Below are 17,802 nucleotides of genomic sequence, written 5' to 3' on the forward strand. Positions count from 1 at the left end.
GTGTCCTCCTGTTCGCGATGTCACCCAGGGCATGACGACGCGAACAGAGGATCACCCGGTGAGCGATCCGGTGCCGCGTTCTCTTCCATCCGGACTGTGACCGTCGGCTCCGGGATCGCACCGGAATCTGCTGACCCACCGCATCGGGAGGATGCCGTGGCGCTCGCGGGCTCGTCCACCCGGAACGATCCGGATGGCATCACCGCCGGTGGGGGATTCCACCCCGCCCTGAGAACGTGTACGACCCCGACGTTAACAGGGCCGCGGAATCGGGCACAACGCCGCAGGTCTGGTTCCCCCATGTCCCTCAATATCTTCGCTATTCAGTGCTACTGTCTACTGGTAGTCAGTAGCACTGAATAGTGACGGGGGGTGGTTCATGGGCAAGCAGATGACGGAGATGCTCAAAGGCACGCTGGAGGGCATCGTCCTGGCGGTCCTGTCCGTGAGGCCGGCGTACGGCTACGAGATCACGGCGTGGCTGCGGGAGCAGGGTTTTTCCGATATTGCCGAGGGCACGGTCTATGCGCTGCTGGTCAGGCTCGAGAAGCGGGGACTCATCGACGTGGCGAAGGCCCTGTCGGAGAAGGGTCCACCACGCAAGGTGTACACCCTCAACGCGCAGGGGCGGGAGTATCTCGACGAGTTCTGGACGACCTGGAGTTTCCTCTCGAAACGGCTCGACCAGCTCCGGGCAGGGGGGTGAATGATCATGTCCTACTACACCGATGAGCTCGAGGAATGCGAGAAATGAACTTCTGGGAGAAAATCACAGGTAGCGACCTGACCAGGGAATGCCGAGCCTTCGACGTGCGAGCCGGGGCCCTCCCCGCCGAGTATCAGGCGGCGGGGTAGAGATCAAGATTCATCTCGGGTTCATCGAGGAAACAGCGTCGGAGGGCCAGAGTGTTCACGAGTCGCTGGGCGACGATATCCAAGGCTTCTGCGCGGCGATTGCCGGCGAAAAGGGAGCAAGGAACTTCCGCGACAAGTGGCGCGAGCAACTGAATACACACGTGGCAAGGAAACTGGCCAGGCTAGGAGCATAAGGTGGGGGTCGCCGCCGATAAAGGAGCCATGGAACTCATCGGCACCGATATCGCAGCCTTCTGCGATGACCTGGTGAAAGATTCACCGACGTATGCCGACATTTATCAGGAGTCTGTCAACAAGAGGAAGTTGGCAAGCGAAGGCATCGCACCACCGGCACCAAACCGCCGTACTCGACCAGCTTCCGATCATCGAACCGGGCAGACACCGACCCTGCCGACATGACAGACTTCACCGTGGAGATGCAGGTGCGGTGGCTATGACTCCGCCGCGTAGCCCAGGATCGCTTTCGTTTCCAAATACTCTTCGAATCCGAATTCGCCCCACTCGCGGCCGTTTCCGCTCTTGCGGTAGCCGCCGAAGGGGGCGTGGAAGTCGAAGGCGTCGTTGATCGTGACCCAGCCGGCGCTGATGCGGCGGGCGACGGCGCGGGCCTGCTCGGCGTCGGCGCCCGCGACATTGCCGGCGAGGCCGTATTCGGTGTCGTTGGCGATCGCGACGGCCTGATCGATGTCGTCGTAGCCGAGGATGGCCAGGACCGGGCCGAAGATTTCCTCCCGGGCGATGGTCATATCGTTGGTGACGTTCGCGAACACCGTCGGCTTGACGTAGTAGCCCTTGGCGAGCCCCTCGGGGCGGCCGGTGCCGCCGGTGACGAGAGTCGCGCCCTCATCGATGCCCTTTTGGATCAGCGCCTGGATCTTGTCGAACTGCGCGCCGGACACCACCGGGCCCAGCGCGACGTCCCCGGTCGGATCGCCCACGGAGAGTTGGGAAGCCGCGTCCCGGGCCGCGGCGACGGCATCGTCCATGCGGGAGTTCGGCACCAGCATCCGCGACAGCGCGCTACAGGTCTGGCCCGAATTGTTCATCAGCGTCGCGACGGCGGTCCCCACATTGCCCGCCAAATCCGCGTCGTCGAGCACGATATTGGCGCTCTTACCGCCCAGTTCCTGGGTCACCCGTTTCACGCTCGGCGCGGCGTTGCGGGCGATCTCGATACCCGCGCGGGTCGACCCGGTGAACGAGACCAGATCGACATCGGCGTGCGCCGACAGCGGCGCCCCCACACTGAGGCCGTCGCCCTGGACGAGATTGAACACTCCCGCGGGAACCCCTGCGGCATCGAGGATTTCGGCTAAGATCTGCGCGCTGAACGGCGACTGCTCCGACGGCTTGAGCACCACCGCGCACCCGGCGGCCAGGGCCGGGAAGACCTTGACGGCGGTCTGGTTCAGCGGCCAGTTCCACGGGGTGATGAGGCCGCAGACCCCGATCGGCTCCTTGACGATCAGGGTGGCGCCGCGCTGCTCCTCGAACGAGTACTTCTCCAGGATCTCGATCACCGTCGACAGATGCCCGGCCCCGAGGTCCACCTGGAAACCGCCCGCCAGCGCGGCGGGGGCGCCCATCTCCTCGGTCAGGGCCGCGGCGAGGTCCACGCGCCGGCGGTCGTATTCCTCGGAGATGCTCCGCAGCACCTTGATTCGCTCGGGCACGGCGGTCGCCGACCAGCCCGGGAACGCCTCGCGCGCGGCGGCCACGGCCCGGTCCACGTCGGCCGCCGACCCGTTCGCCACGCGCCCGCACACCTCCTCGGTCGCGGGGTTCACGACGTCGAACGTCTGGTTTCCGGCCGGATCGGTCCATACGCCGCCGATGTAGAACTTCAGGTATTCGCGCATCACTGCTGTCCTTCCGCGTACCAGGTCCGGAACTCGTCGTAGCTGGGCATTTCCTCGGAGTTCGCCTTGGGGTCGACGGCGACGTGGATGACGCCCGGCCGGCCGCTGGCATACGCCCGTTTGATGGCGGGAGCGATGTCCTCGTCGCGTTCGACGTATTCGCCGTAGCAGCCGAAGCCCTCGGCCACCTTGTCCAGCCGGACGTCCTTGCTCCAGTGCACGCCGGGCTGCCGCGCGTCGCTCTCGTGCCCGAAGGTGCGCTTGTAGACGCCGACCTCGAGGCCCCAGGCGTAGTCGACGCCGACCACGCAGACCAGCGGAAGGTTCAGGCGCGCAGCGGTTTCCAGCTCCGCGATCTGGAACTGGAACGACGAGTCGCCGGTGACGAGCATGACCGGCCGTTTCCCGCCGTCGGCCACCGACGCGCCCACCGCGTACGGCAGCCCGGTGCCCAGGTGCCCGAAGTTCTGGTTCCAGATGACGTCGTGCGGTTTGGCCTGCGAGTAGGTCCAGCCGAAGATCGTGGTGGCGCCGCCGTCGCGGACCATGATGCCCTCGGCGGGGAACGCCTTGGTGGCCTCCACGATCATCCGCGCGGGATGTACCGGCGTGCCACCCGACGGCGCGGTCTCCGCCAGCTCCGCGAGCTGCGCGGCGTCCTGCTCGATCCAGCGCTTCACCTCGGGCGTCGGCGTGCGCGGCGTATCGCGCAGGGCCTCGACCAGTTGCGGCACGATCGCGCGCAGGTCGCCGACCAGCGGCACGTCGATGGGCCGGTTCACGCCGATCGCCGCCGGATCCTGTTCGACCAGAATCCACGTCCGGTTGGCCTCGTTCGCCACCCAGTGCCGCCCGCGCCCGAAATGCACCGGCTCGCCGAGTTCGGTGCCGATGGCCAGCACCAGATCCGACTGCACGACCGCCTCGAGCCCCGCCTTCGAGAAGCCGTAGGGGAACGTGCGATCCTCCAGGCCCTCGATGTAGGAGGTGCCGCCGGAGGTCTGCAACACCGGCGCGGCCACGAGATCGGCCAGCTCCTTCACCGACGCCCCGGCCCGCGCGGTGTGCACCCCGTGCCCGACCAGCAGGATGGGCTGTTTCGCCGCCCGGATGGCCTGGACGGCCTCGGCGATCTTGTCCGGTCCGGCGGTCTGGCCGACGAGCCGGTAGGACTGCGGCGGCAGCGCCGGCGGGACGTCGAGATCCTGGAGGATCACGTGCTGGGGGTACTCGATGTACACCGGGCCGGGCGTGCCCGACAGCGCCTTGCGCAGTCCCTCGCGGATGATCTCGTCGGTCTGGTCCGCGTATTCGATACTGGCGCTGTACTTCACGGAGTTCTCGAGCAGCGGGGCCTGCTGCACGAACTGGATCCGGCCGCGCCGCACCCGCTGTTCGGTGATCCGGTCGCGCTGCCCGCCGAGGAAGATGATGGGGGAGTTCTCCACCCGCGCGCACATCACCGATCCGGCCAGATTCGCGATGCCGGGCCCCAGCGTGGCGATGGCCAGCGCGGGCTTACCCGTCATTCGCGACACGGCCTCCGCCATGAAGCCCGCCGACTCCTCGTGATGCGGCGCGACGACATTCCAGCCGCGTTCCTCGGCGAGGTGGAACAGGTGCACGAAATTGGGATCCGGAATGCCGAAGAGCGTGGTGATCCCCTCGGCCTCGAACAAATCCAGAATGCGTTCGTAGACTTTCACTGTCATGCTCACTGTCCTCCCGTGGCCATCGCGAAACTCCTGCCGATGTGCTCGGCGTGGCCCGAAGGGACCACCGGCAGGAGCCAGAAGTCCTTCGTGTCGCGGATGGCGTCGATCTGTTCGGCTACTTCTTCGACCGTCCAGGACGGCCGGTACACGCCCGGTGTCTCGGCGATGAACGCCCGTGCGATGCGTCCCGCGATCGCGACCAGCAGTTCGGCCGTGATCGAACAGGTTTCGTGCGCCAGCCAGCCCACCGCCGGGGCGGTCAGCTCCGGGTGCATCGGCGGGTAGGCCGAGGTGTCCAGCCCGTCGGCCAGCCGGGTCACGGCCGCGGGAACGATGACATTGGATTTCACGCCGTGGTCGGCGCCCTCGAGGGCGACCACATTCGACAGCCCGATGATGCCCGCCTTGGCCGCGGCGTAATTGGCGACCTTGGCGTTGCCGTAGAGCCCGCCGATCGACGAGGTCAGCACCACCCGCCCGTATCCGGCGTCGCGCATCCGGGGGAACGCGGCTCGCACCACGTGGAACGCGCCGCGCAGATGCACGTCGAGGACGGCCTCGAAGTCCTCGTAGGTCATCTCGGTCAGCGACGCGTAGCGGTTGTTGCCGGCGTTGTGGATGAGAATGTCGATGCGGCCGTAGGCATCCAGGGCCGAGTCGACGATCGCGGCGCCGCCCGCGGCGGTCGCCACGGATTCGGCGCAGGCGACGGCCTCGCCGCCCGCGTCCGAAATCTCCTGCGCCACTTGGCCGGCGACTCCGATATCGTCGCCGTCGCCGCTGATGGCGGCGCCGGTGTCGTTGATCACCACCTTGGCGCCCTTGGCGGCGAGCAGCTGGGCGTACGCGCGCCCCAAACCCCGTCCCGCGCCGGTGATCACGGCGACGCGATCATCGAATCTCAGCTCTGGCACGGTGCTCATTCGCTCAGGACCAGCCCCTCCAGCTCGCCCGCGTCCCGCCACGCCCGCAACAGCTCCTCGAGGACGTAGAACCCGCCCCAGAACGGGTCACCCAGGAACGAGCGGCCGTTCGGCTCGCCCTCGCTGTTGTAGTAGCCGGGCGTGCACTCGGTCACGAACGTGCTGTTGTCGACCGTGTTCTCGCGGATCGTCCGGACCCAGCCTTCCTCGGCCTCCGCGCTGGGCTCCACGACCGCGACGCCGCGGTCCTGGGCCTGCTCGACGATGTAGGCGATGTGGTCGGCCTGCTGCTCGAACATGAGGGTCGTGGCCGCGGTGACGCCGCCCTGGATGAATCCGGTGAAGAACAGGTTGGGGAAGCTGTGCGCCGTCATCCCGTGCAGCGTGCGGAATCCCTTGCCCCAGTGCTCGTAGAGCGACCGGCCGTCGCGACCGGCGAACGGCTCGATATCGTACTGGCGCTCGAGCGACGTGGTGATCTCGAAACCGCTGGCGAAGACGATGCAGTCGACCTCGTGCTCGACGCCGTGGGCGATGATGCCCTTCTCGGTGATCCGTTCCACGCCTTTGGTATCCGAGACGTCGACCAGGGTGACGTTCGGGCGGTTGAACGTCGGCAGGTACTCGTCGTTGAACACCGGCCGCTTGCACATGTTGCGGTAGTACGGCTTGAGCTTCTCCGCTGTCTCCGGATCCTCGACGATCTCCGCGACGCGGCGGCGCAGCCGCTCCATCGCCCGGTAGTCCTCGATCTCCTTGAGCTCCAGGAACTTCGCGGGATCGGCCAGAGCCGCCCAGCCGCCGGTCTCGTTCAGCTTCGCGGCCAGGTTGCGGGCGACCTCGGTCCAGCCGTCGCAGATGAGATCCGGTTCGCCGGGGCTGTAGAAGGCGAAGGCCGCGTTGTGGAAGTTGCGCTGGCGTTCGGCGCGCCAGCCCGGTCGCAGCGTCTTCACCCACTCCGGATCGGTCGGATGGTTGTCGCGCTCGAAGATGTAGGACGGCGTCCGCTGGAAGACGGTGAGGTGTTTCGCCCCGCGCGCCAGATGCGGAATCGCCTGTACGGCAGTCGAACCCGTGCCGATGATGGCGACGCGCTTATCCGCGAGCCGGTCCAGGCCACCGTGCAGGTTGCCGCCGGTGTACTCGTAGTCCCAGCGCGCGGTGTGGAAGGTGTGCCCTCGGAAATCCGTGATCCCGGGGATGCCGGGCAGTTTCGGCCGGTTGTAGGGGCCCTGGCACATCACGACGAACCGGGCGCGGATGTCGTCGCCGCGATTGGTCGCGATCCGCCAGCGCTTGATCTCCTCGTCCCATTCGAGGGACCGGGTCAGGGTGTGGAAGATCGCCTTGTCGTAGAGGCCGAAATGCTTGCCGATGCGTTGCGCGTGTTCGTAGTTCTCGTCGCCGTGCGTGAACTTCTCGGTCGGCATATAGCCGGTTTCCTCGATCAGCGGCAGATACGTGTACGCGTCCGAGTCGACCTGGATGCCGGGATACCGGTTCCAGTACCAGACGCCACCGAAATCCCCGCCCAGCTCGACGATCCGGAAATCGGTGACACCGGCCTGGAGCAGCCGATGCGCGGTGATGAGCCCGGCGAAACCGCCGCCCAGCACGACGACCTCGATATCGGCGGAGATCGGCTGCCGCGGCACGACCGGCATATGCGGATCGGCCTCGTAGAATTCCGCGAATTCGTTCTCCGCCTCGAGGTACTGCTGCTGCCCCTCGGGACGCAGCCGCTTGTCGCGCTCGGCCAGATATTTCTCGCGCAGAGCTTCCTTGTCGACGTCGGGCGTTACCGTGGGCTCACAGTGCTGCATTGGGGTTCCTAGATCTCTTACTCGATTTCCGAGGTGGGCAGGCGGGTTCGCCATCGTCACAGCAGCTCGCGCGGCTCACCGACACCCATGTAGGCGGCGAGGTTGTGGTGCAGGTTGACGATGCTGCGCTCGCGGTAGGGATTCGGTTTCGCGCCGGAGAAGCCGCGCGACTTGAGGCCCTTCTGCACCGCCGCCATATTCGAGAAGTCCTGCGGCAGCACGGTTCGCCAGTTGGGGTCGCCCTCCGGCGTGTACTCCCATTCCGTCTCCGGCTCCTCGCCGGGCGGGAAAAGTTCGAAGACCGCGGCCTCGAAGATGCATTTGTCCGGGTCGAATCCGGCGGGCCGGAATCGGTAGCACAGCATGTTGTTCAGCGCGTGGCCGATCTGGAAGTTGGGGAAGATCTGCCAGGCCGTGCCCGCCTTCGCGACCACGTCCGGATCGACCTTGGGCCAGACCACGCCGCGCGCCTCGTCCTCCGAGCGCGCGGTGTCGAGCCAGTACCGCAGCACCTCGTTGGCCGGTGTGCCCTCCGGCAGCTCGTCGACCAGCCGGTTGGCGACGTCGACCAGCGTGCGGGTGGTGTTGGTGTTGGCGTTCTCCCAGGTGAAGTTCTGTAGCGTGGCCGTCGAGACCCGGGCGTCGGGACCGTGACCGAGGCGCACCTTGGCCTGGTTCTCCTCCATGCCCTTCGGCGCGTCGTAGCCGATATTGCTGTGTTTGCCCTGCGCCCGCGCCCAGCCCAGGAACTGGCCGAAGTTCATGAACTCCGGATGGGTGTAGGGGACGTGGTAGGTCTCCATGAACGCCTCGAAGGCGACCTTCCAGTTGCAGTCGAAGGTCAGCCAGCGGCGCCACCGGTAGCGCATCTTCTCCAGTTCGAAGTGCTCGAGCAGGCTGGCGGCCGGCTCCAGGTACTCGCGCAGCGGTCCGGCGTCGGGGTCCATGGTGATCCAGATCCAGCCGCCCCAGGTGTCGACCTGGACCTGGTTCAGCCCGTCGTTGCGTTCGGTGAGCCCGCACGGCCAGTCCTCGCGCTCCGCGGCGAAGGTGTTGCGGCCCTCCAGGTCGTAGCGCCAGCCGTGGAATCCGCAGACGAACTGTTTGCGGCTGCCGCGGGCGTCGTGCGCGCCGGGCGGGGTGTCGATCAGGCGGCGGCCCCGGTGCGCGCAGACGTTGTGATAGGCGCGGATCGTGTCGGGGGCGGTGCGCACGACGATGATCGAATCGTCCTGGATCTCGTAGGTGAGGTAGTCGCCGACGCGGGGGATCTCCTCCACGCGTTCGACCTGCTGCCACACCTTGGACCAGAGTTTGTCCGCTTCGGCGCGGGCGTACTCCGCGGAGATGTACGCCTCGACGCCGATTTCCAGCGGTGTCGACAACGGTTCCGATGGCGCGGCGGCGGTTTCGGTTGTGCCCTCGGCGATTTCGGTCATGACATCCTCCTGATGAACCCGCGGCTGTCAGCGGGTGATAGCGGCGCGGAACCCCTCGTCCTTCAGGAACAGCGAGGTGTTGTCGGCGCCCAGGTGGCTCCACTTGAGATTCAGCCCGCCGTCGACGAGCAGCGTCTGGCCGGTGACATAGGTCGACAGGTCCGACAGCAGGAACAGGATCGGCCCGGCCTGCTCCTCGGGCTGCCCGCGCCGGCCCATGGCGATGGCGCGGCGGTCGCGTTCGGGATCCTCGTCGACGTAGGTGCCGGAGGCGGGCGTCTCGGTGACACCCGGCGCAACGGCATTGACCCGGATGCCGGCTGTCGCCAGTTCCGCGGCCAGGGTGCGGGTCGCCGCTACCAGGGCGGCTTTCGCTGTGCCGTAAGCGATATGGAAAGGAGCCGTGTTCATGCCGCTGATCGAGGAGAGGGACACGATCGAGCCGGGGCGGCCCTGGGCCTTCAGCTCCGCGGCTACTGCCTGGCTGGCGAAGAACATGGTCTCGAGGTTCTGTTCGAACAGCCCGCGCCAGTCTTCGCGGGTGACGCGCGTGGCGGGCATCCAGGTCGCGGGTGCGGCGCCACCGGCGACGTTGACCAGTCCGTGCAGGTCACCGGAGGCGTTGTGGGCGTGCTCGAGAGCGGTGGCGATGCCCGCGTCGGTGGAGATGTCGGCGGTCACTGGGATCACCGAAAGCCCTTCGGCGGCAAGTGGTTCGATCCATTTGCCCAGGTTCTCGGGGGAGCGGCTGACTGCGATCACCGTGGCTCCCGCCTTGGCGATCAACCGCGTCACCGCCGTGCCGATGCCGCCGCCGCCCGCGCCCGCGACGATGACGACTCGGCCTCGCAGGCCCAGACCGTCGTAGCCGAAACCGTTGTGCGCCAGACCATCATTCATGGATTCAGCCATGTTCACGCCTTCTTCCGCAGTGCCATGACGCTGCCCTCAGCGTCGGCGGAGAGGTACAGCGTCCCGTCGGGTCCGGCGGCGATGCCCGCGAAGGGGCCCATGGGGCCGGAGAACGGCGGCGTGCCGAGCAGCGGTTTCGGTGTCACGCCGGGCGGCGCGCCCACCGGCAGGCCGGCGGCGAGCATGGTGCGGGCCTTTGTCTCGAGGTCGACCCCGATCAGGGCCTTGGCGTCGGCGTCGACGATGTGTAACAGCTTGTCGCGCACCAGGATTCCGTGCGGATTCTCCAGGCCGTCCACGACGGTGTCGACGCCGCCGGAGCCGACGGAGACCACGCGCCCGGCCCCCGATTCGGACACCAGGACGGTGCCGCCGGGTCCGAAGGCGATACCGCGCGGCTGATTCAACCCGGACGCGAGGACCTCGGTGCCGCCCGGCCGGATCGCCAGCACCCGGCCCGCGCCCAGCTCGGCGGCGACGATCGTGCCGTCCCCGGCGACCGCGATGCCGTACAGCTGGTCGAATCCGTCGGCCAGGACCTCCGGCTCCTCCGCGGTGCCGGGCCGGTAGCGGGAGATCTGGCCGGTGGAGGTGGCGCAGACGAACTCGCCCGCGCCGACGGCCGTCACGCCGCGCACGTAACCCGGGTTGGCCGGGCTGAACAGCGAAGCGACCGTGTGCAATTCACCGTCGCGCAGCACGTAGAAGAAGGTCCCGTCGGCGACGTACAGGCTGCCGTCGGGGCCGACGGTGAGATCCAGCGGCCACAGCAGGCCGCCCGGCAGCACCCCCCGGGTCGCGCCGCCGGTGAGAATCTCGGTGATCGCGCCGGAGAAGTGCGAGACGAACAGGCGCTCGCCGACGAAGGTGCAGTTGTCGAGTCCGGCGTCCAGCCGCGCCAGCACCTCACGGCCGCCCGTGCGGGGGTCGATGCGCAGTACCTCGCCGGTCGCCGCCTGGGTGGACACGATGAAGCCCTGCGCGTCGAATTTCACCGAGTCGGGCGCACCGAGATCGCCCGCGACTCGCTCCGGCGTGCCGCCGTCGGGGTCGATGCGCCAGATGTCGTTGGTGCCCATGACCGGGTAGTAGAGGAGGTCGTCGGGCCCGGCCGCCATGGCGTTGGGCATCGGCAGGTTCTCCTGGAGCACCTTCGGTGCGCTGCCGTCGAACGGCACCTCCATGAGGCGACCGCCGATCCGGCACTCGTTGACGAACAACCGGCCCCGGTGCACGGTGATGCCGTTGGCGCCGGGCAGATCGTCGCGGATCACGCGGGTGCGGCCGTCGGTGCCGCGCACGCTGACCCGCGCGTCCATGTACTCGGTGGCCACCAGATTGCCGTCGGGATCGAAGGCGAGGTCGTCGGGGGCGACGATATCGCCGCCCTTCGCGCTGATCGTCTCCAGCTCTCCGGTGGTGACGTCGAGTGCGCTGATCTGGCTGCCAGCGACCTGGGCCACGTAGACGCGGCCGTCGGGTCCGGTGCGCAGACCGTTCGCGCCGAAGAGGCGGCTCGGCGGGGTGAGCCGTTCCAGGCTCCAGCCGTCGGCGACGGCGATCGGTGCGGTGGTGCGATAGCGCGCCCCTGTGGTCAAGGCGGGGCCTCCAGTGGGTGAGAAGGACGTTTCCGGTACACGACAGCGCGTGTAACGCGGATCACGCTACTTCAATCCTCATAAGGATAGCAATACTTGCTGGATTACTTACCTGCCGGTAGCGGTAAGAGGGCTTGATCGATCCTCTGGATAACGCCCCACCGCAACGCATTTCGAGCAGCGCCGGGCTCGTGGCCACGGGCGCGTCGGAGCCTCGGTCGTCGCGCTCGGTGTGCGGCGCGGGCCGGAGAGGTGCCGCTGTGTCCAAGGGCGAGTTGTGACCGCCCAGCTACGGCTGGAGAATGCATTATCTAATTGTGAGAATGCTGTTATCGTACCGCCGTGAGCAGGCGCGCAGGCCGACAATGAGCAACCGAGTCATGGTGCTACTCGCGAAACTCTCCTCGCGCCACCCATCGTGGTCACGCGCGGCGCTGTCACGCCCCCCATGTTTCCGGCACGCTTTTGGCCGGAAACTAGATGCGCGTATTCGCGCCGGACTGCACAGCCGGCCGCGCACCCGTGGGCGACGCCGTCACCACTCCGCCCTCGAACCGTTCGAGGACCAGTTCCTGCGTGGCGGCGAGGTGGGCGCGATACAGCTTCTCCGCGTGTTCGGCCCGGCCGGCCTCGATGTCCTTGACCAGCCGCCGGTGTGCGCGCACGGCCTCTGTCGCCTCGCCGGGCGACGGGTACTCGCCGCGGCGGGTGAGGCTCTCGGCCCACGCCTGCTCCTGCGCCGACCACAGCGCGACCAGGGAGCTGACCACGTAGCGGACGGTGAGATTCGGGGTGAACGAGACGATGAGGTCGTGGAATTCGCGCGCGGTGTGCGTGAACGCCACGCCGTCGTCGATCAGCTCGGCCGACCGGTCGACGTTCTCGACGAGCGCGGGGACGACGGTCTCCGCGCGGTCGGGGCGGGTGGCGCATTCGGCCGCGCAGAGCGGTTCCAGCATGCGCAGGCCCGCGGCCAGATCGCCGAGGGTGACGCGGGCCCCTTGCAGGGCGAGCCCCAGGTGGTAGGCCGCGGACGTCTCGTCCGGGCGGTGCACCTCCGCGCCGCCGACGTTCCCGCGCCGGACGGTGACCAGGCCCTCGGTCTCCAGGATGCGCAGCGCCTCGCGGATCGAGGGGTAACTGACCCCGAAATCCTGCACCAGCTGGTCCTGGGTGGGCAGCCGGTAGTTCTCGTCACCGGCCAGGATGCGCGAGCGCAGCTCGGCCGCAACGGTTTCGGCGATACGGCGTTGCGGCACGCGGCCGCGCTTGGGTGCGGTCACCGCATCCGCCCCGGGATGGTCCTCGCGCGCGCAGCCTCGTCCGTCATGGCGGCAGTTTAGCCAACCACATGTTGACCGTACAAATATTGCTATCCTTATGAGGATTGAAGTACTGTGCGGCAATGGACTTCACGATGGGTGAGTCCGCCGCGGAACTCCGGGACGAGCTGCGGCGGCTGATAGCCGAGGAGGTCCCCGCCGGATATCTCGGCGCGTTCACCGACGATCCCTCGGATCTTGCTGTCGCCCAGCGATTCTGCCGTACGCTCGCCGATCGCGGCCTGCTGTGCGCGGCCTGGCCGGAGGAGTTCGGCGGCCGCGGCGCCTCGGTGTGGGAGCAGACCGTCGTCCGCGAGGAGATGTGGGCTCATCACGAGCCGCGCGGGGCCCAGTACATGGGCGTCAACTGGGTGGGCCCGACGATCATGCGGCACGGCACGCCGGAGCAGCAGCGCAAACATCTGCCGCCGATCGCGCGGGGCGAGGTGATCTGGTGCCAGGGCTTCAGCGAGCCGGATTCCGGGTCGGACCTGGCCTCGCTGCGGACCGCGGCGCGCCGCGACGGTGACGGCTGGCGCATCTCGGGTCAGAAGATCTGGACCTCCTACGCGACCATGGCGCAGTGGTGCTTCCTGCTCGCCCGCACCTCCTCGCGGGGGCGAAAACAGCAGGGGCTCACCGTATTCCTGGTGCCGATGTCGGATCCGGGGATCCAGGTGCGGCCGATCCGGTCGATGCTGGGGCCGCATCATCTCAACGAGGTCTTCCTCGACGGCGTGCGGGCAACGGAGGCCGATGTGCTCGGCCGCGTCGACGAGGGCTGGTCGGTGGTGGGGGAGGTGCTGGCCTTCGAACGGGTCGGCATCGCCCGCTACGCCCGCTGTGAGCGGCTGCTGCGCACGGCGCCGGAGGTGCTGGGCGCGCGGTGGGAGTCGCTGCCCGCCGAACTGCGCGGACGCTGGGCGCGGGCGCTCACCCGGGCCCGGCGAGCTCGGCTGCTCGCCTACCAGGTGGTGTCGTTGCAGAGCGCGGGGCAGGTGTCCCCGGGCGACGCGGCGGCCTACCGCATCGCCGTCACACGGCTCGACCAGGAGAGCGCCGCCGTGCTGAGCGAACTGGCCGCGTTCACCACCGGGGACGACGACGCCGTGCTGCGATTCCGCCGGGCGGTGGACGACCACTGGCGGTACGCCAACGCGGCGACCGTCGCGTCGGGGAGTATCGAGATCCAGAAGATCCTGCTGGCGCGGGCGCTGCTGGGTAATCCGCGGCGGAGCGGGGAGGCGGCGTGACGAAGACGACCACCGCGCAGTTCCGGCGGCCCGAGCACACCATGCGCATCGAACTCGCCGGTGAGGCACTGGAATTCGAGAAGCAGGCGCTGCGCGCCCTGCGGGCGGCCGGCGGTGACGAGCTGGTGCGGATCGCCGAGGGGGATCCGGGGCGGCGCGCCGCGCTGGTCGAGCCGGTCCTCGGCGCGCTCGGGGCGTGGGACCTGGAACCCCGGCGCGCCGACGAGGAGCTGGAAGCCGCGGCCGCGCTGTGCCGGAGCGCGGGGTACTGGGCCACGCCCTATCCGGTGGCCGAGCGCCTGGCGCGTCCGGTGGACATGGATGTCGACGGGCTGGTCGTGGTTGCCGGTGACGAACCCGCCGCGGCGATCTCTGATCTCGATCTGCGGTGGGCGGCAGTGGGTTTGGACGGCGCTCGCGGCGAGGTCGTGGTGCGGTCGCCGCGTGGTTCGGCTCGGGAGTCGGCATTCGTTGCGCCCCTGGATATTCGCCCGTTGGATGACCGTGGCACAGCGGATCTCGCACTGGCGCTGGTCCTTCCGTGCTGGACGCTGCTCGGCATGCTGGACCGCGCGGTGGATCTCACCCGCGAGCATGTCCTGGTTCGCGAGCAGTTCGGCCGGCCGCTGGCGGAATTCCAGTCGGTGCAGTTCCAGCTGACCGATGCCGAGGTCGAGCGCCGGGGCGCCGATATGCTCGCCCGGTATGCCCTCTGGAGTATCCAATCGGACAACCCCGATGCCCTGCTGGACGCCCTGGCCCTCCGCTCGGCCGTGCTGGACGCCGCCGAGACGGTCTTCCGCACCGCCCACCAGTTGCACGGGGCTCTCGGTTTCTGCGACGAGTCGCCGCTGTCGTGGCTGTCCCGCTACAGCCTGCCGCTGCGCCGCCTGCCGCTCGGCACGGTGGGGACCGACGAACTGCTGACCCGGCTGTCCGGGCGGCGCGGTCCGGCGGGGCTGTTCGATCCGGAGGGTGTATGACGAGCTACGACCTGCCGCCGGGGCTGACCGTGGAATCCGACGGGCCCGTGCGCACCGTCGTGATCGATCGGCCCGGCGAGTTGAATGCCGTGAACGCGGATCTGCATCGGGCGCTGGCCGAGGTCTGGCGGCAGCTGGCCGCCGACCGGGCGGCTCGGGTGGTGATCCTGACCGGGTCCGGGCGGGCGTTCAGCGCCGGCGGTGATCTGGACTGGATCACGACCTTCCTCGACGATCCCGTCGCGCGGGACGAGAGCATTCGTGAAGGCGCTCAGATCATCGAGGAGATGCTGCGGTTTCCGCTGCCGGTGATCGCGGCGGTGAACGGGGCGGCCGTCGGGCTGGGCGCCAGTATCGCCGTGCTGTGCGATGTGGTGCTGATGTCGGAGCGGGCCTACCTCGCCGACCCGCACGTGGCGGTCGGACTGGTGGCGGGTGACGGGGGCGCGGCGTTCTGGCCGCTGCTGACCCCCATCCTGCGCACCCGGGAATTCCTCTACACCGGTGACCGGATCGACGCCGCCACGGCTGTCGAGGTGGGATTGGCGAGCCGGACCGTCGCGCCGGACGAATTGCTCGGTGAGGCAAGGAAACTCGCCGATCGCCTGGCTGCTCAGCCGCCGGAAGCGTTGCGCGGCACCAAGCGGGTGGTCAACATGTACCTGTCGCAGGCCCTGGGTGGGCCGATGCAGGCGGGTTTCGCCGCCGAAGTGGTCTCCATGCAGACGCCCGACCATCGGGAGCGGCTGCTCGCACTCCGGGATCGGGCGCGATGACGGGGCCGGACCTCACCGAGTTCCGCGCCGAGGTCCGGGACTGGTGCCGCACCCACATCCCCGCCGACTGGCGTCGCGCCCAGACGGGGGCGACGGACGCGGAATTCGTTCGCTTCCAACAGGATTGGTTCCGACGGCTGCGCGGCGCAGGATACGCCGTCCCGCACTGGCCCCGCGAGTACGGCGGCGGCATGTCGATTCCCGAACAGATCGTGCTGTACCAGGAGCTGGCCGCGCACGACGCGCCCCGGCTGGTGCTGTCCTTCGTCGCCATCCACCATGCCGCCGCGACACTGCTGGCCGCGGGGACGGACGAGCAGCGCGAGCGGCATCTTCCGGCCATTCTGGACGGGGAGATCTGGGTGCAGGGCTTCTCCGAGCCGGAGGCCGGGTCGGACCTCGCCGCGCTGCGCACCACTGCCCGCCGTGACGGCGACGACTACGTGGTGACCGGCCAGAAAGTGTGGGCCAGCGGTGCGCACTACGCGGACCGGTGTCTGCTCCTGGCCCGTACGGACCCGGACGCGCCGAAGCGGAAGGGGATCTCGTACTTCCTGCTCGATATGCGCAGTCCGGGGATCGAGGTCCGCCCGATCCGCCAGGCGACCGGCGAATCGCACTTCTGCGAGATCTTCCTGGACGAGGTGCGCATCCCGGCGTCCCAGCTCGTCGGCGCGGAGAACACCGGCTGGCAAGTGGCGCAGCAGACTCTGGGCGCCGAACGCGGCCTGACCATGCTGGAGCTGGCAGAGCGCTTGGGCAACGCGGGATTTCGCTGGCTGGTCGAGACGTGCCGGCAGCCCGATCTCGGCGGCGCGCGCCCGATCGATGATCCGGTGGTGGCGGATCGCCTGGCCCAGTGGGAGATCGAGCTGACCGGCTTGCGCGCGTTGTGCCGCGATCTCGTCGAGCGGCACGCCGCGGGCGCCGTGGGACCGGCCGACGCCTCGGTCGTGAAGCTGTACTACAGCGAACTGCTCCAGCGCCTGACGGATTTCGGCGCCGAGGTCGGGGGACTGTCCGCCCAGACCATCCTCCGCAAGCCGATGTCGGGCGGCTGGGAATCGGGGGCCTGGGTACTCGATTTCATCGGCTCCTGGGAGTGGACCATCCCCGGCGGCGCCAGCGAAATCCAGCGCACCATCATCGCCGAGCGCGGACTCGGCCTGCCCAGGGACCCGGCGGCCTCGCGATGACCGGCGAATACGACGACCTGCACGACGACCTGCGCACGGTGGCGCGGGGCGTACTCGCCAAGACGGACCACGAAACCCCGGTCGACTGGTCGGATATCACGCGCTCCGGCTGGCTCGGCTTGGAAGCGCCTGTCGAAATAGACGGTGCCGGAGCCACTTTCGCGGAGCTGGCGGTAATTCTGGAGGAGATCGGCCGGTCGGCCTCCTACACGGCTTTCCCCTCCGTCGCCACACTCTCCATCGCGGCGCTCAACCTCCTCGCACCGAATCCAGCGCGGGACAAGGTGTTTCATGCCACGGTCGCGGGGGAGGCGCTGCCGGTTCTCGTGCTGCCGGGGGAGTGGTCGGCCAGTCCAGCAGCCTTCACCCTCGCGACGGACTCGACCACCTTACGCCTCACCGGCAGCGCGAGTTTCGTCCTCGATGCCCCCGCCGCAGACCACCTGCTGATCCCCGCCCGCACCCCCGACGGCGAAACGGTGATCGTCCCGATGGACCCCGCCACCCCGGGTATCACGATCACCAACCAGCCGGTCGTGGACACCACCCGAATCTTCGGCCACATCACCACCGGCGACCTCCCCGTCCCTCCGGAATCACTCTGGCACTTCACTTCCACCGCACCCCTACGCCACCTCCACACCCGCGCAGCCATCTCCCTGGCCTGCGACAGCCTCGGCCTCGCCGAAGCCATGCTCTCCGCCACCATCGAATACACCCGCACCAGAACCCAATTCGCCCGCCCCATCGGCTCCTTCCAAGCAGTCCAACACGCCTGCGCCGACATGCACGTCCACACCCGGGTAGCACGCCACCTCGTCACCGCAGCAGTCCAGGCCGAGACAACCGCCTCCGACTCCGCCCCCACCGCCGCATCGATGGCCAAGTCCTACGCCACCACCGCCGCGGTAGAAATAACCGGCAAGGCCCTCCAACTACACGGCGGCGTCGGCTACACCTGGGAATCCGGCCTGCACACCTACCTCAAACGAGCCACCCTCAACCGAACCCTCTACGGCGCCCCAGCCGCTCACCGCCGCCTGCTTACTGCCCGCTACACCTGACAGGGAAGTAGCTCGTCACGCGCTCCCGCCCACGGGGAATGCGCAGGCTGCGGTGGTTCGGAG

General features: G+C 68.4%; 16 protein-coding genes and 1 riboswitch. Of the genes, 8 read left to right on the plus strand and 8 right to left on the minus strand.

Features of this window, described 5'->3' with window-relative positions; genetic code table 11:
* Positions 1 to 73: 73 nt before the first annotated feature.
* Positions 74 to 240: riboswitch (FMN riboswitch) on the minus strand.
* Between the two features lie 139 nt (positions 241 to 379).
* The 3 genes from ON41_RS34640 to ON41_RS40885 all read left to right on the plus strand — a co-directional run bounded on the left by ON41_RS34640 (position 380) and on the right by ON41_RS40885 (position 1,275).
* Complete coding sequence (locus ON41_RS34640; RefSeq protein WP_040752739.1) at positions 380 to 706, plus strand: PadR family transcriptional regulator; 327 nt, start codon at positions 380 to 382, stop codon at positions 704 to 706.
* A gap of 88 nt (positions 707 to 794) precedes the next feature.
* Positions 795 to 1,049: a DUF1048 domain-containing protein gene (locus ON41_RS34645; RefSeq protein ID WP_246461591.1), complete on the plus strand. Its 255-nt coding sequence runs from the start codon at positions 795 to 797 to the stop codon at positions 1,047 to 1,049.
* Between the two features lies 1 nt (position 1,050).
* Complete coding sequence (locus tag ON41_RS40885) at positions 1,051 to 1,275, plus strand: DUF1048 domain-containing protein (protein WP_246829655.1); 225 nt, start codon at positions 1,051 to 1,053, stop codon at positions 1,273 to 1,275.
* 32 nt (positions 1,276 to 1,307) lie between these two features.
* Here ON41_RS40885 and ON41_RS34650 read toward each other — a convergent pair whose 3' ends face one another.
* The 8 genes from ON41_RS34650 to ON41_RS34685 all read right to left on the minus strand — a co-directional run bounded on the left by ON41_RS34650 (position 1,308) and on the right by ON41_RS34685 (position 12,428).
* On the minus strand, positions 1,308 to 2,735 hold the full coding sequence (locus tag ON41_RS34650; RefSeq protein ID WP_040752740.1) for an aldehyde dehydrogenase family protein: 1,428 nt from the start codon (positions 2,733 to 2,735) through the stop codon (positions 1,308 to 1,310).
* Entirely contained in the window at positions 2,735 to 4,447 is a 1,713-nt protein-coding gene (locus ON41_RS34655; protein WP_040752830.1) for a thiamine pyrophosphate-binding protein, read from the minus strand. Before ON41_RS34655 ends, ON41_RS34650 begins: the two co-directional genes overlap by 1 nt.
* A gap of 2 nt (positions 4,448 to 4,449) precedes the next feature.
* A complete protein-coding gene (locus ON41_RS34660; protein WP_083905841.1) occupies positions 4,450 to 5,373 on the minus strand; it encodes an SDR family NAD(P)-dependent oxidoreductase in 924 nt (307 codons plus the stop codon).
* A complete protein-coding gene (locus ON41_RS34665; protein ID WP_040752741.1) occupies positions 5,370 to 7,196 on the minus strand; it encodes a flavin-containing monooxygenase in 1,827 nt (608 codons plus the stop codon). The genes ON41_RS34660 and ON41_RS34665 overlap by 4 nt, the downstream gene beginning before the upstream one ends.
* Before the next feature lie 56 nt (positions 7,197 to 7,252).
* Entirely contained in the window at positions 7,253 to 8,635 is a 1,383-nt protein-coding gene (locus ON41_RS34670; RefSeq protein WP_040752743.1) for an aromatic ring-hydroxylating oxygenase subunit alpha, read from the minus strand.
* 27 nt (positions 8,636 to 8,662) lie between these two features.
* Positions 8,663 to 9,547, minus strand: coding sequence for an SDR family NAD(P)-dependent oxidoreductase (locus ON41_RS34675; protein WP_246461593.1), 885 nt, complete (start codon positions 9,545 to 9,547; stop codon positions 8,663 to 8,665).
* A gap of 2 nt (positions 9,548 to 9,549) precedes the next feature.
* A complete protein-coding gene (locus ON41_RS34680) occupies positions 9,550 to 11,145 on the minus strand; it encodes an SMP-30/gluconolactonase/LRE family protein (RefSeq protein WP_040752744.1) in 1,596 nt (531 codons plus the stop codon).
* A gap of 476 nt (positions 11,146 to 11,621) precedes the next feature.
* Positions 11,622 to 12,428, minus strand: coding sequence for a FadR/GntR family transcriptional regulator (locus ON41_RS34685; protein WP_040752745.1), 807 nt, complete (start codon positions 12,426 to 12,428; stop codon positions 11,622 to 11,624).
* 122 nt (positions 12,429 to 12,550) lie between these two features.
* Between ON41_RS34685 and ON41_RS34690 the strand changes: the two genes are divergently transcribed.
* From ON41_RS34690 to ON41_RS34710, 5 genes are read left to right on the plus strand one after another with little or no spacing between them, the layout of a single operon-like run.
* Complete coding sequence (locus ON41_RS34690; RefSeq protein ID WP_040752746.1) at positions 12,551 to 13,720, plus strand: acyl-CoA dehydrogenase family protein; 1,170 nt, start codon at positions 12,551 to 12,553, stop codon at positions 13,718 to 13,720.
* A gap of 41 nt (positions 13,721 to 13,761) precedes the next feature.
* Entirely contained in the window at positions 13,762 to 14,703 is a 942-nt protein-coding gene (locus tag ON41_RS34695) for an acyl-CoA dehydrogenase family protein (RefSeq protein WP_040752834.1), read from the plus strand.
* Positions 14,700 to 15,479 (plus strand): enoyl-CoA hydratase/isomerase family protein, encoded by a 780-nt coding sequence (locus ON41_RS34700; protein WP_040752747.1) that lies wholly within the window; start codon positions 14,700 to 14,702, stop codon positions 15,477 to 15,479. Before ON41_RS34695 ends, ON41_RS34700 begins: the two co-directional genes overlap by 4 nt.
* Positions 15,476 to 16,675 carry an acyl-CoA dehydrogenase family protein gene (locus tag ON41_RS34705; RefSeq protein WP_040752749.1) on the plus strand — a complete coding sequence of 400 codons (1,200 nt, stop codon included), beginning with the start codon at positions 15,476 to 15,478 and terminating at the stop codon, positions 16,673 to 16,675. The genes ON41_RS34700 and ON41_RS34705 overlap by 4 nt, the downstream gene beginning before the upstream one ends.
* Positions 16,672 to 17,739, plus strand: coding sequence for an acyl-CoA dehydrogenase family protein (locus ON41_RS34710; protein ID WP_040752750.1), 1,068 nt, complete (start codon positions 16,672 to 16,674; stop codon positions 17,737 to 17,739). Before ON41_RS34705 ends, ON41_RS34710 begins: the two co-directional genes overlap by 4 nt.
* Positions 17,740 to 17,802 lie beyond the last annotated feature (63 nt).

The sequence above is a fragment of the Nocardia transvalensis NBRC 15921 genome, assembly GCF_000308875.1.
Lineage (GTDB): Bacteria > Actinomycetota > Actinomycetes > Mycobacteriales > Mycobacteriaceae > Nocardia > Nocardia transvalensis.